This is a genomic window from Paenibacillus sp. SRL342 (genome assembly GCF_984798905.1).
Window position 1 is genome coordinate 3469186 of the sequence record NZ_OZ481790.1, and the last position, 14210, is coordinate 3483395.

General features: G+C 44.3%; 11 protein-coding genes. 9 read left to right on the forward strand and 2 right to left on the reverse strand.

Annotated features, from left to right (window positions below; all coding sequences use genetic code 11):
• Nucleotides 1-11: 11 nt before the first annotated feature.
• The 6 genes from AC4E8D_RS15295 (at nucleotide 12) to glyA (ending at nucleotide 6975) form a co-directional block, all read left to right on the forward strand.
• Nucleotides 12-1493 (forward strand): sugar ABC transporter ATP-binding protein, encoded by a 1482-nt coding sequence (locus tag AC4E8D_RS15295; protein WP_036615975.1) that lies wholly within the window; start codon nucleotides 12-14, stop codon nucleotides 1491-1493.
• A 10-nt stretch (nucleotides 1494-1503) separates the two neighbouring features.
• Entirely contained in the window at nucleotides 1504-2466 is a 963-nt protein-coding gene (locus AC4E8D_RS15300; protein ID WP_370511443.1) for an ABC transporter permease subunit, read from the forward strand.
• Nucleotides 2467-2480: 14 nt separating this feature from the next.
• Complete coding sequence (rbsB, locus tag AC4E8D_RS15305) at nucleotides 2481-3413, forward strand: ribose ABC transporter substrate-binding protein RbsB (RefSeq protein ID WP_036615972.1); 933 nt, start codon at nucleotides 2481-2483, stop codon at nucleotides 3411-3413.
• A gap of 323 nt (nucleotides 3414-3736) precedes the next feature.
• Nucleotides 3737-4480 carry a YggS family pyridoxal phosphate-dependent enzyme gene (locus AC4E8D_RS15310; protein ID WP_339308445.1) on the forward strand — a complete coding sequence of 248 codons (744 nt, stop codon included), beginning with the start codon at nucleotides 3737-3739 and terminating at the stop codon, nucleotides 4478-4480.
• 19 nt (nucleotides 4481-4499) lie between these two features.
• Nucleotides 4500-5705, forward strand: coding sequence for a benzoate/H(+) symporter BenE family transporter (locus AC4E8D_RS15315; protein WP_101313745.1), 1206 nt, complete (start codon nucleotides 4500-4502; stop codon nucleotides 5703-5705).
• 25 nt (nucleotides 5706-5730) lie between these two features.
• Nucleotides 5731-6975: a serine hydroxymethyltransferase gene (glyA, locus tag AC4E8D_RS15320; RefSeq protein WP_339308447.1), complete on the forward strand. Its 1245-nt coding sequence runs from the start codon at nucleotides 5731-5733 to the stop codon at nucleotides 6973-6975.
• 136 nt (nucleotides 6976-7111) lie between these two features.
• Here the strand turns inward: glyA and AC4E8D_RS15325 are convergent, their stop codons facing one another.
• Nucleotides 7112-7732: an NAD(P)-dependent oxidoreductase gene (locus AC4E8D_RS15325; protein WP_449004743.1), complete on the reverse strand. Its 621-nt coding sequence runs from the start codon at nucleotides 7730-7732 to the stop codon at nucleotides 7112-7114.
• Nucleotides 7733-7777: 45 nt separating this feature from the next.
• Nucleotides 7778-9208: a MocR-like pyridoxine biosynthesis transcription factor PdxR gene (gene pdxR / locus AC4E8D_RS15330; protein ID WP_221821060.1), complete on the reverse strand. Its 1431-nt coding sequence runs from the start codon at nucleotides 9206-9208 to the stop codon at nucleotides 7778-7780.
• 285 nt (nucleotides 9209-9493) lie between these two features.
• Between pdxR and AC4E8D_RS15335 the strand changes: the two genes are divergently transcribed.
• The 3 genes from AC4E8D_RS15335 to AC4E8D_RS15345 all read left to right on the forward strand — a co-directional run bounded on the left by AC4E8D_RS15335 (nucleotide 9494) and on the right by AC4E8D_RS15345 (nucleotide 14109).
• The gene (locus AC4E8D_RS15335) at nucleotides 9494-11599 is read left to right on the forward strand and encodes a serine hydrolase domain-containing protein (protein ID WP_221821062.1); all 2106 of its coding nucleotides are present in this window, start codon (nucleotides 9494-9496) and stop codon (nucleotides 11597-11599) included.
• Between the two features lie 343 nt (nucleotides 11600-11942).
• The gene (locus AC4E8D_RS15340; RefSeq protein WP_221821064.1) at nucleotides 11943-13388 is read left to right on the forward strand and encodes an amino acid ABC transporter substrate-binding protein/permease; all 1446 of its coding nucleotides are present in this window, start codon (nucleotides 11943-11945) and stop codon (nucleotides 13386-13388) included.
• A complete protein-coding gene (locus AC4E8D_RS15345) occupies nucleotides 13381-14109 on the forward strand; it encodes an amino acid ABC transporter ATP-binding protein (protein ID WP_221821066.1) in 729 nt (242 codons plus the stop codon). The genes AC4E8D_RS15340 and AC4E8D_RS15345 overlap by 8 nt, the downstream gene beginning before the upstream one ends.
• The last annotated feature ends 101 nt before the right edge of the window (nucleotides 14110-14210 follow it).

Sequence of the window (14210 nt, forward strand, 5' to 3'; positions counted from 1 at the left end):
GAGGTTGCGTAATGCACATTCAGATGCAAGACATTCATAAAGCGTTTGGAACGAATCAGGTGCTGAGCGGAGTGGATTTTGAACTAAAGGATGGTGAAGTTCATGCCCTGATGGGGGAGAATGGAGCCGGCAAATCCACACTGATGAATATTCTGATTGGTCTTCATCAGCGTGATCAGGGAACCATTACCATAGACGGAGAAGAAAACTATTTTGCAAGTCCGAAGGAAGCCGAGAAACTGGGTCTCACATTCATACATCAGGAGCTGAATGTATGGCCTGAAATGACGGTGCTGGATAATCTCTTTATTGGTAAGGAACTGACATCATCGTTCGGATTGCTCAATACAAGACAAATGAAAGCGCTTGCCAAAGAACAGTTCGCCAAGCTTTCCGTAGACATACCACTGGAACGTCCTGCGGGAGAGTGCTCTGTCGGGCAGCAACAGATGATCGAGATTGCCAAAGCGCTAATGACAGATGCCAAGGTCATCATTATGGATGAGCCAACAGCAGCACTTACGGAGCGTGAGATCCAGAAGCTGTTTGGTGTAATCAGCTCGCTGAAGAAGGAAGGCGTATCCATCGTCTATATTTCTCACCGAATGGAGGAGATATTCACGATCTGTGACCGGATTACCATCATGCGTGACGGAAGAACGGTAGACACACAAGCTATTCCGCAGACAAGCTTTGATGAAGTGGTGCGGAAAATGGTAGGTCGTGAACTTACCGAGCGTTATCCTGTCCGGAATCCTTCTTATGGTGAAGTTGTCCTCGAAGTAAGGAATGCAAGTAGCAAAGGTCTATTCGAGAATATTAACTTCACCGTGAGAGCGGGGGAAATACTCGGTTTTTCAGGACTGATGGGTTCTGGACGAACAGAGATCATGAGAACCATCTTTGGTTTGGATACGTTGGATAGCGGTGAAATCTTCATCCGCGGCAAAAAAGCGAACATTCGTAAACCGGCAGATGCAGTGAAACATGGAATCGGGTTTATTACAGAAGACCGCAAGGATGAAGGGCTGGTATTAGACTTCTCTATTCGCGAGAATATGGCGTTGCCAAATCTGTTCAGTTTCTCAAGCAAAGGTTTCATCTCAACTTCAAAAGAACAAGACTTCGTAGATACACTGATTAAACGTCTACAGATCAAAACGCAATCCTCCGAGACGGCGGCAAGGAATCTATCCGGGGGTAACCAGCAGAAGGTGGTTATCGCGAAATGGGTTGGTATCGGACCAAGCGTACTTATCCTGGATGAACCTACCCGCGGAGTGGATGTCGGGGCGAAGCGCGAAATCTATGAATTGATGAATGAACTGACTGACCGCGGCGTTGCAATCATCATGGTATCGTCGGAGCTGCCTGAAGTGCTTGGCATGAGCGACCGGATCGCGGTTGTGCATGAGGGACACATCAGTGGCGAGGTTGCAAGGGAAGTAGCAACACAAGAACACATTATGACATTGGCCACAGGGGGACAGTGATATGACAACAATGCAGGAAAACAAAACGGCTAAAAGCGGATTCCGTTTCTCAAACGTGATACAAAAATTGGGACCGCTGCTTGGCTTAATCATTCTTATTCTCATCGTATCGGTGTTGAATCCAAGTTTCTTGGAACCGCTCAATATCTTGAATTTATTGCGTCAAGTCTCGATTAATGCGCTGATTGCCTTTGGTATGACGTTTGTTATCCTGACGGGTGGAATTGATCTGTCGGTCGGCTCAATCCTGGCTTTATCCAGTGCTTTTGTAGCAAACATGATGTTGTCTGGTCTCGATCCGATCTTGTCCATCATTATTGGTGTAGCACTCGGTGGTGTCATGGGTATGGTGAACGGACTGATGATTACCAAAGGTAAAATGGCTCCGTTTATCGCTACATTGGCTACCATGACCATATTCAGGGGACTGACATTGGTGTACACCAATGGTAATCCAATTACAGGGCTCGGGGATAACCTGTTGTTCCAACTGTTTGGCCGCGGTTACCTGCTGGGCATTCCGGTACCTGCAATCACGATGCTGATTACCTTCATGATTCTGTGGATTGTTTTGCATAAAACGGCTTTTGGTCGTAAAACGTACGCCATCGGCGGTAATGAGAAAGCTTCCATTATCTCGGGTATCAAAGTTAATCGCGTGAAAATTATGATCTACTCCCTGACAGGTATGCTCGCTGCTCTGGCAGGTGCAATTCTGACATCGCGTTTGAATTCAGCGCAACCAACGGCAGGTACATCCTACGAGCTGGATGCAATCGCAGCAGTTGTATTGGGTGGTACAAGTCTTGCTGGAGGACGCGGACGCATCGTTGGTACACTGATCGGTGTTCTGATTATCGGCGTGTTGAATAATGGATTGAACTTGCTTGAAGTAAACTCATTTTATCAAATGGTTGTAAAAGGTATCGTCATTGCCATTGCCGTCCTGCTGGACCGCAAAAAAACAGCATAAGGAGAGAAGCGAATATGAAAAAGTGGACTGTAACACTCATAAGTATGCTGATGATCATCGTTCTGGCCGGGTGCTCTCTGGAGCCACCGGAATGGGCGAAACCTAACCCAAACAAAAGTAACGGACAGAAGAAAATAGGTTTGTCGATATCTACACTAAACAATCCATTCTTTGTATCACTGAAGGATGGGGTCATGGCTGAAGCCAAAAAACAGGGAATACAGGTCATCGTGGTGGATGCGCAGAACGATTCGGCCAAACAAACCAATGATGTGGATGATCTCATTCAGCAAGGTGTTAGTGCACTTCTGATTAACCCCGCGGACTCTGCAGCGATCTCCACAGCGGTTCAATCCGCTAATAGTGTGGGCATTCCTGTGATCACGCTGGATCGCTCCGCAGATAAAGGCGAAGTGGCGGCACTAGTGGCATCTGATAACGTTAAAGGTGGACGCATGGCAGCTGAATATTTTGTGGAACAACTGGGTGAGGGAGCAAAAGTCATTGAACTTGAAGGTGTGCCTGGTGCTTCCGCAACAAGAGAACGGGGTAAAGGTTTCCATGAAGTGGCTGACAAGCAACTTGATGTGGTTTCCAAACAATCTGCTGATTTTGATCGGTCCAAAGGATTAAATGTCATGGAGAACTTGCTACAGGGTAATCCTGACGTGCAAGCGGTATTTGCCCATAATGACGAGATGGCACTTGGTGCAATTGAAGCGATTCAAAGCTCAGGTAAAGACATTCCGGTCATCGGATTCGATGGTAATGATGATGCAATCAAATCCATTCAGGATGGGAAATTGACGGCAACAGTCGCTCAGCAGCCTATACTGATTGGCCAACTGGCGCTGCAAGCAGCTCTGGATGTGCTCAGTGGCAAGCAGGTGGAGTCATCGATTCCCGCTGAATTGAAGCTGGTAACGAAGGAAAATGTGAATGAGTAAATCATCATAAAACATGTATCTTCTTGGACATGAACATAGAACTAAACCAAGCCGCTAATTTAGCGGCTTTTTCATTTTGGAAGAAGCGTGCGGGCATCACATCAATCAGATTATTGACTTTTTAAAAGCATATTAAAGGTGCCCCAATTGTATTAATATCCACTTTGTCTTTTTGGAGTGCTCCAAAAGAGCATTTTTGGATATGTATATCCAATCCATCCGTTGCTATACTAGCATGACGTTCTACACAGTCTTCACAATACATAAGGAGGAGCTAATCTCATTGATTCATTCCTGTTCGGAATAGAAAGAAGGTGGCTGACATGAAACATCTAGTAGAAGAAAATCTTCAAGCTGTAAGACAGCAAATGGCATTGGCCTGCCAGGCTTCAGGTCGCAACATAGAGGACATCAAGTTGTTGCTCGCGACCAAAACGGTACCGCTAGAGAAATTACAAATAGCTATTCAAGCAGGTGAGGTCTTGTTTGGAGAAAACAAAGCTCAAGAACTCCGAGACAAATTCCCACTCATGGAACAAAGCAAGCAGGTGGAATGGCATTTTATCGGACATCTGCAAACAAATAAAGTAAAGGACGTAGTTAAATATGTTACTCTCATCCATTCCGTAGATCGTCTGAAACTGGGTCAAGCGTTACATAACCAGCTTCTCAAAGAGAATAAGAGCTTAGACATTCTTGTGCAAATTAATACGTCCTACGAAGAAAGTAAATTTGGTGCCTCTCCAGAAACAGCCGTTGAGCTTGTAGAACAGTTGTCTCAATTCGAGACATTAAACGTGAAAGGTTTAATGACCATTGGAAAACTGAATGCGACAAACGAAGAAACACGACATTGTTTTCGATTGTTAAACCAGATCCGTACACAGATTAAAGAGAAAAATATTCCACGCGTAGAAATGGATATTTTATCGATGGGTATGTCTGGTGACTTCCAAGTCGCCATTGAAGAAGGAGCTACAATGATACGTGTAGGGACAAGTGTATTTGGTCAACGCTATTTACCGGACGAGTATTACTGGAATGAAAACACACGCATCGATGATTAAGTGAGAGGTAGTGTTAAATATGAAGACAGCATCCCCTTCGTTACGTGGCCGTGATTTGATATCGCCGGTGATCGCCGCTTTAATATCCGTAATTGTTAATTACGGGGGTACGTTTATCCTTGTTTTTCAAGCTGCAAAAGTCGCTGGTTTAAGCCCGGAAATGACCGCTTCCTGGATTTGGTCCATCTCGATTGGGGTAGGAGTAACAGGAATTTGGCTCAGTTATCGATATAAGGAACCGATTATTACAGCCTGGTCTACACCGGGTGTGGCGTTTCTCGTTTCAGCATTAGCGGTAACCCCTTATCCAGAAGCTATTGGCGCTTACATGATTTCAGCAGTCGGATTTATTATTTTAGGTTTGTCAGGCATGTTTGAACGTTTCGTTCGACTTATTCCCCCAGGCATCGCCTCCGGATTGTTAGCTGGTATTTTGCTACAGTTTGGTATTTCGGCCTTTGGAGGGGCGAAGGTAGATCCTTTGCTTGTGATTGTACTGTTTGCAGGCTATATCGTGCTAAGAAGGTTTACTTCCCGTTACGCCATTGTTGGCATATTGGCAATCGGTTTGATTTATTTGATATGCATGGGGAAAACAGACTTCAGTACAATCCAATTGGCTGTAGCATCGCCTGTATTTGTTGTTCCAGCGTTTTCGTTAAACGCCTTACTTGGCGTTGCGCTACCGCTGTTCATTATTACCTTGACAGGGCAGTATATGCCCGGAATGCTTGTTCTGCGTAATGATGGATTCAAGACAAGTGCCAATCCTATTTTAGCTGTAACAGGTTTGGGTTCGCTTCTTGCAGCCCCATTCGGATCACATGCTTTTAATGTGGCAGCTATTACAGCAGCGATTTGTACAGGAAAGGATGCACATGAGGATTCAACCAAACGTTATATTGCAGGTATTGCTTGTGGTGTTTTTTATATTTTTGTCGGCATTTTTGGCGTAACATTGGCTGCTCTGTTTTTGATTCTTCCTGCTACCTTTATTGCAACATTAGCGGGATTAGCCTTACTTGGAACGATCGGTGGCAGTCTTGCCAATGCATTAACGGACCCTAAGGGACGTGAAACTGCATTGATTACGTTTTTGGCGACAGCAGCGAATGTGACTTTGCTTGGTGTGGGTGGTGCATTTTGGGGACTGTTTGCAGGAATGATGGCACATCTACTGATGAATAGTAAATTTCCCAAAAAACAACTTGGAACGAATAAATAACCGTAATATTGAGAGGAAGATGTTCATGAAACATTTGGAGAAGCAAGATAAAGTAATAGGAATGGCTGTCCAGCAAGAGCTTGGAAGGCAGCGGGATAAGATAGAACTGATTGCATCAGAGAATTTTGTAAGTCAAGCTGTGATGGAAGCAACAGGTTCGGTATTGACCAATAAATATGCGGAGGGGTATCCGGGCAGAAGATATTATGGCGGGTGTGAGCATGTCGATACAGTCGAAGAGATAGCAAATAGCCGCCTTAAAGCACTTTTTGGCGCTGAACATGCGAATGTGCAGCCTCACTCCGGTTCTCAGGCCAACATGGCAGTATATTTTGCCTCGGTTGAGGTTGGGGACACAATACTTGGCATGAATCTATCCCAGGGTGGTCATCTAACCCACGGAAGTACTGTTAATTTTTCAGGTAGGTTTTACAATTTTGTTTCATATGGTGTCGATGCACAGACGGGCCGCATTGACTTTGACGAAGTACGTAAACTTGCTTATAAGTATCGTCCACGCATGATTGTTGCAGGTGGAAGTGCATACCCGCGGACCATTGAGTTTGAATTATTTGCCCAGATTGCCGCCGAAGTGGGAGCTCTTTTCTTTGTAGATATGGCGCATATAGCAGGAATTGTTGCGGCAGGTTTGCATCCTAACCCGGTACCACATGCCCATTTTGTTTCAACCACCACACACAAGACCTTACGAGGACCACGAGGGGGAGCCATTTTGTGCCGGGAGTCCTGGGCAAAGGCGATAGACAAAGCTGTATTCCCGGGGACTCAGGGCGGGCCATTCATGCACGTTATCGCGGGGAAAGCGGTGGCATTAGGCGAGGCATTGCAGTCCGAGTTCACAACATATATTGAAGGTGTTCTGAATAACGCCAACGTATTGGCAGAAACTTTAATGAATGAAGGACTTACCCTTGTATCGGGAGGAACAGATAATCATATCGTGTTGGTTGACTTACGAACTATGGGCCTTACAGGCAAAGAAGCCGAAGCTTTACTGGATGAAGTAGGGATTACGGCGAATAAAAATGCAATCCCTCACGATACGGCAAGTCCTTTGGTTACAAGCGGTATTCGTTTTGGAACTCCGGCTATGACTTCAAGAGGGCTTGGAGCCAGGGAAATGAAAGAAATCGCTCAGCTGATAGGGCTTGCTTTTAAAAATCCAAAAAACTCGGATGTGAAAAATCAAATATTAGGTAGTGTCCGTGAAATCACTTCGCAATTTCCTCTATATGAAGGGCTTAAATAGCTCAACAGCAGACACAAATAGAGCCTGCAATTGTTCCTGATGGCTAACAATTGCAGGCTCTTTGATTTTCCATGCCTATATTGAAACTTACTTTTTTGACGAAGAGATATACCTCAATTGAGATATAGGAGACGCCCTAGTAGGCTATACCTACACGAGACTGTACATACTCATCAGACATTAATTGCTGATAAGCAAACTCCGCAGTATCGATTACAGATATAGAAGTTCCACCGTCAGGCAAATAGTCGCGCTCAACCCGGTACTTACCGAGAGATTCTCCATCAAATAAGTAGGTAGGACACACGATGGTCCATTCTAACTTTGAAGCTTTGAGAATGTTGTACATCTCCAGATGCTCTTCAGCTGCTCGCGTGGACTTACGTTTAGACTCAGGGGATTGAAAACGAAGCAAGCCAGGATCCGTTCGACTTTCCAATATTCCTGCGGTACCAATGGTAATGATTCTTTTGATACGCTCCTGAGCCATAGCCTCAACGATATGTCCCATGGATTGCGATAATGTAGTCGTTCCATCGGTACTTAAGGAACTAACAACGAGATCCACACCCTGTATGGCATGATGAATATCCTCTTTGACTAAAGCGTTTCCTTGATGCAGAACGAAATTGTCATTGTTGATTTGTACCTTTTCCAGGCTTCTAACCAGTGCAGTTACATGATGATTGGAACGTAGGGCATTGGAGACGAAATGACCTCCAACCCGTCCGGTGGCTCCTAACACTAAAATTTTCATTACAAAAAACATCCTTTCGAATCCGATTGGAGAGCATGTTCTCCATCATAATACAATCTTTGCAAGCCGATGTATGCCTTCCTCAATCTGCTCCTCATCCACTTTTGCAAAACCTAATATCCATCCTTTTCGATGACTCTCCAAGCAATATCTACTAAGCGGATACACGCGTACACCTTGATCAAGGGCAGCATTCGTCAGCGCTTCTTCGTCAAATGACGTTTCAGATTCTAGAAGCATATGTAATCCCGTTTCCACACCACTTAATGTAAATCGTGAGCCTAGCCCAGAAGCAACAATGGCTTTGGTCATGACTTCGTGTCTGCGTCGATATATGTTCCGAACTCTTCTCATATGGCGCATAAAATGACCACGCTCAATAAAATGAGTTAGCGTTAATTGTTCCATAATCGGCAGATGACGATAGGTTAATTCATGAACTTGGGTAAGGCGATCGATGGCTATTTTGGGACCGATGATAGCCGATAGACGAATACCAGGTGCAACCATTTTGGAAAAACTCATCATATAAAGCGTATTCTGAGGTTGCTGACTGAATATAGTTGGAAGCGGATCTCCACGGTACCTAAATTCGCTATCGTAATCATCCTCAACAATCCAATATCGATGATGAGCTGCCAAGTGCATCAATTGTTGCCTGCGAGGCTCCGACATAATAACGCCAACTGCGCATTGATGAGAAGGTGTGACAAATACGAGTTTTGTCTGTGGGTGAATATGATCTACACATAATCCATACTCATCGACTGGAACGGGATCGACTTGCATCCGGCGGTATTTCATCGCCATCCAAGCAGCAGGGAAGCCGGGATCTTCTACGGAAACTCTGTCTCCCTCACTTAAAAGTGCCTGGGCAATTAAATCAATGCTATGTTGTGCACCTGAGGTTAACAAGATTTGATCAACATCGATATGAATGCCTCGTTCAAGTGACAAATAACGCTGAATCTGTTCTCTTAACGCCAGTAAACCTCTGGCATCGCCATAAGCCCAAAGATCCAGATTGGGTTCAGTGGAAGCTTGCAAAAAGGATTGCCTCCAGGCTTTTGTAAAACTCTCATCTAAATAAGGCTCGTGGGGATTAAAATCAATTTCTATTTTGCGATTGTCCCTATTGCCAAACCAACTATGCAGATGACCAATCGATTCGTTCAGTGCAGGCAGTTCGGGCGGAATAGGCCCTTGCATCGTGACGCCTTCTGATGAACGAGGTACATATGTCCAATCACTAACCCTTGTCCCGGCCCGACGGGAAGTTACCGTATACCCTCGACTGAATAATTCCTCGTACACAATCTGTATGGTTGACCGTGAAACACCAATTAATTGAGCAAGTTCGCGTGAGGGGAGTAGCAATTCGCCTGGTTGCCATTTCCCGGTTGTGATATTATGAATCGCTTGATCCAAAAGTTGCTGCCAGATCGGGCGATGGTCATTCCGATTAACTTTTAGCATTGCTTCAACTCCATTACTCATGCTGAATTATGGTTTGCATTTATTTATGTACTTAGTCATGTTATTGGCACTCCATTGATTGATATACCATTATAGCAAAAGTTTAATTTGCAAACAAAACAAAGCTGTACTACAGCGATTTTTACTGTGTGTCCAACCTATTTGGGTTGATCCTGCTTGGTTCATACTCGATTCATATTCAAGCCACAGACAGTTCATCTTCTTCGGTTACACTACGGGAGTACGAACACAGAGATTCCTAATCCATAGACTAGACAGGAGAAGATGAGATTGACACGAAAGAAACGAACGTCTATCGCCGCCATAACTTTGGTGTTTGCAATGATGTCCCCAATGTCGGCGATGGCCACACCCGCTACCAGTAACGGTAGTAGCCCTACGTATGATCTAACTAAAAAGGCAGTAAGCGCAAAGGCCAAGGTACTCACTGAATCATACGCTACGACAAGTGTGCAGTACGCACTGATGGATGAGGGCGAGATTGTGATCTCCGGTCAGGCAGGCAAAAATGATCTGAAAAACAATATTCCCCTTTCTTCAGACACCATGTATGGCATAGGTTCAACCAGCAAGATGATGCTCACAACCGCCGTAATGAAGCTAGTGGACCAAGGCAAAATCGATCTTGATGAGCCTGTCGTGAAGTATATTTCAGATTTTAAAATGAAAGACAAGCGTTACCAACAGATTACACCACGTATGCTACTGAATCATTCATCCGGACTTCTCGGAACGTCAAGTAACAGTGCAATACTGTTTGGAGATAATGATACCTATGCGCATGATACGTTACTGGAACAATTGGCGACGCAACATCTGAAAGCCGATCCTGGCGCATACTCGGTGTATAGTAATGACGGTTTTACATTAGCTGAAATTTTGGTTGAGCGGGTCAGCGGCATGAGCTTCACAACTTTCATGCACCGGTACATAACCGAACCTCTTGGTATGGCGCATACCAAAACACCGCAAGATATTGTGGACTTTAGCCAGATGGCAGCAACATACGCCCCTTCGCATGAGGAACAACTCCCGTTAGAGACTACAAATATGATTGCCTCGGGAGGCATCTATTCCACCGCTGAAGATCTGGTTCAGTTCTCGAAAATCTTTACAGGTGAGGTTGAAGGTGTTCTTTCGGAGGAGTCCGTAGAGGCCATGGAGCAAGAAGAATACAAGAGAGGCATGTGGCCGGAAGAAGGCGATTCGTCTATTGGTTACGGCCTCGGCTGGGACAGCGTGAACTTGTTTCCTTTTAATGATTACGGCATCCAGGCAGTAAGCAAAGGTGGCAATACAATAACCTATCATTCCTCCTTAATTGTGTTACCGGATTATAATATGGCTGCTGCCGTAACCTCTTCGGGTGGTCATAGCTCAACGGATCAATTGCTGGCAACTGAGCTGTTGCTTGGTGCGCTTGAGGAGAAGAATATCATTCCTGAGCGTAAACCGGAGAAGTCACATGATGCACCAGTGAAAACAAACATGCCGAAGGAACTTACACAGCACACAGGCATGTACGCGGGTGGGGCAAACATGTTAATGAAGATGGACGTAACAGATGATGGGCAATTAACGCTATCTAATCTGTCGTCTCCTAACAGTCCTGATCAGACCTATACGTACAACGCTGATGGCTCATTTGTTAATGATGCGGCTACGGAAAAGCTGAAGTTCGTTCAGGAAATCAACGGGAACACATATTTGTGGTCTCGCTCGTATCAGTCTGTTCCTGGGCTTGGGCAAGTTGCTTCCTCTGAATATAAGGCAGAAAAGCTTGAAACCAATGAATTGTCGGAAGAAGTAAAGGCCGCATGGCTGAAACGGGAAGGCAAAGCCTACGTGTTGGTCAATGAAAAATACACATCAACACTGTACAACGCAGCGATGCCGATGATTCCCATTCATACTTTTAATGAGCTACCGGGTTATGTCTACACGAATAAAATCGTTGGAGCTAACCAAGCTGTGAACCAATTGCAAATTCCTGGATTAGCAGGCCGTGACACGATGGAGTTTAATTTCTATGAGGAAAATGGCGTGGAATATGTTACAGCTGGAGGCAACGTTTATGCTGCTCAAGACGTCATCAAACCGATCTATGCAGGAAAACAATCGAAGACAACGATTCAGGCAAATGGTCATGCCACATGGTATTCGATTCCAGCATCAGCTGCAGGTAAGAAAATGAAGGTCAAGATGTCTGCAAACAGCGCATTTGCTGTATATAACCAAGCTGGCATAGGCATTAATCATACAGTGGTCAGTGGACAAAACGAAATTGTGTTGCCTGAGAACGGAACTATTGTATTCGCGGGTGAAGCTGGTTCGAAGTTCGAGATTGTATTGACAACCAGAGCAAATTAATAGATTATAAAAAACTGTACAATAAAAAGTCGCGGAAATCGCGGCTTTTTTTGAGTCTTAAATTTTAAATAATACGTTTTAAAGTAAATGTACCTTTTTTCAGATTCACAATGTAATATTGGGTTTCGCGAAGCTTACCTAAAGGGTAAGTATTAAAAGGGCTTTTACTGGTTGGAAAAAATGATGGAGGAAAATGTTGCAAGTGGAGAGGCAAAGCATTGATTGTTAATATACAGTAAATAATAACAATCAAATGGGCAGAAGATCGACAAAAAGCATAACCGTAATACCGATTCCAAAGAAAATAATGATTATTCGGACAATACCGAGACGGGGAGGACACATGAAAACAACGAAGATCTCATTTTTTATACTTTCACTGATGCTGCTCCTGGTGAGCGGTCTATCAGGATGGGTAGGGAACGCTGCTGCAGCCTCCGATTCCGGTAAAACCTATGTTATCGGAACTGATGTCACATTTGCTCCATTCGAATATGAAGATGAGAATGGTGATTTTGTTGGTATCGACATGGATTTGCTGGATGCCATCGCCAAAGATCAAAATTTCAAATATCAAATCAAATCCCTGGGATTTAACGCAGCTGTACAGGCACTTGAGGCGAATCAAGTCGATGGTGTAATCGCAGGGATGAGTATTACGGATGAGCGAAAAGCAAAATTTGACTTCTCAGAGCCATATTATGATTCAGGCGTTGTTATGGGGATTAGTTCCAATAATGATACCATTAAAAGTTACGAAGATCTTCGTGGTAAAAAGGTGGCTGTAAAAACGGGAACAGAAGGGTACAGCTTTGCTGAGTCCATCGCCTCAAAATATGGCTTTACCGTTGTCCCATTCGATGAATCATATCAAATGTATGATGATGTGAAGACCGGTAATTCGGTGGCCTGTTTTGAAGATGAACCCGTTCTAAGGTATGGGGTAAAGCAGAATAATGGTTTAAAAATCGTTACTGCCAAAGAAGACGGGGCTTCCTACGGATTTGCGGTAAGTAAGGGTAAAAATCAGGAACTCCTGGAGATGTTCAATGCTGGTCTTGTGAATATCAAAGCTAACGGTGAGTACAAGCGCATTATCGAAGAATATGTTGGAGAGAATGCCCAAGTCGCAAATCTGGGGCGTTGGGAACTAATTCAGAAATCTCTTCCTGCACTTTTTAAAGGTCTGGGAAAAACACTTTTATACACGATTGTGTCCCTGTTCTTCGCGTTTATCATCGGTCTGATTTTCGGATTTATGAAGGTGGGACAGAACAAATTCCTTCGTGGTGTTGCCACCGTATTTGTGGATATCTTCCGCGGTATTCCGCTGATTGTCCTGGCATTCTTTATCTATTTCGGGATTCCACAGGCGATGGGCTTCACGATGCCATTGTTCCTGGCGGCCATTCTGACACTTAGTCTGAATGCAGGGGCGTACGTAACCGAGATTATCCGAGGCGGGATTCAATCGATTGATCGTGGTCAGATGGAAGCTGCCCGTTCATTGGGCCTTCCTTATCGCAAAGCGATGATAAAGATCGTTATTCCGCAGGCGGTACGTGTTATGATTCCTTCTTTCATTAACCAGATGGTTATCACGTTGAAGGATACGTCAATCTTGTCCGTTATTGGTCTCGTAGAGTTGACACAATCGGGTAAAATTGTTATTGCAAGAACGTTCTCCTCTTTTGACATTTGGTTAACGGTTGCGGTTATGTATCTGATTGTTATCATCACATTGACCAAAATTGCTGATTATCTGGAGGTGAAGGTTCGTCGTGGCTAAAATAAAAGTTGAAGGTTTGAAGAAAAGTTTCGGCTCGAATCAGGTCCTAAAGGGAATTGATGTGGCGGTCAACGAAGGAGAAGTTGTCTGTGTCATCGGGCCTTCCGGTTCGGGAAAAAGTACATTCTTGCGCTGTATCAACCAATTGGAAGATATCACAGCTGGTCGAGTTATTGTAGATAATCAGGATCTCAATGATCCTAAAACCAACATTAATAAAGCGCGTGAAAATATTGGCATGGTATTTCAACATTTTAACTTATTCCCTCATTTTAACGTATTGAAAAATATAATGTTTGCGCCAAGAGAATTAGGGGTTTTAAACGCAGAAGAGGCTCGAAAAACAGGTCTTAGCCTTCTGGATCGTGTCGGGTTGTCTGATAAAGCGGCTAGTTTTCCCAGTCAACTCTCGGGGGGGCAAAAACAACGGGTTGCTATCGCTCGTGCGCTTGCTATGAACCCGGATGTGATGTTATTTGATGAACCGACTTCGGCGCTTGACCCAGAGATGGTAGGCGAAGTTCTGGGTGTAATGAAAGATCTTGCGAGCGAGGGTATGACGATGATCATTGTTACCCATGAGATGGGTTTTGCCCGTGAAGTAGCTGATCGTGTGATCTTCATGGACGGGGGTTATATTGTCGAGCAGGGCACTCCTGAAGAGATATTTGGAAATCCGAAGAATGAACGGACGATCAGCTTTTTGGAGAAGGTACTCTAGAACTGAATCGAGAATGAACACATTAAAAGTCGCTATTTGAGCGGCTTTTTTTGTTATATTTATGAGGTGATTTAATAGAAAGTCCGATCAAACTAAGCCTA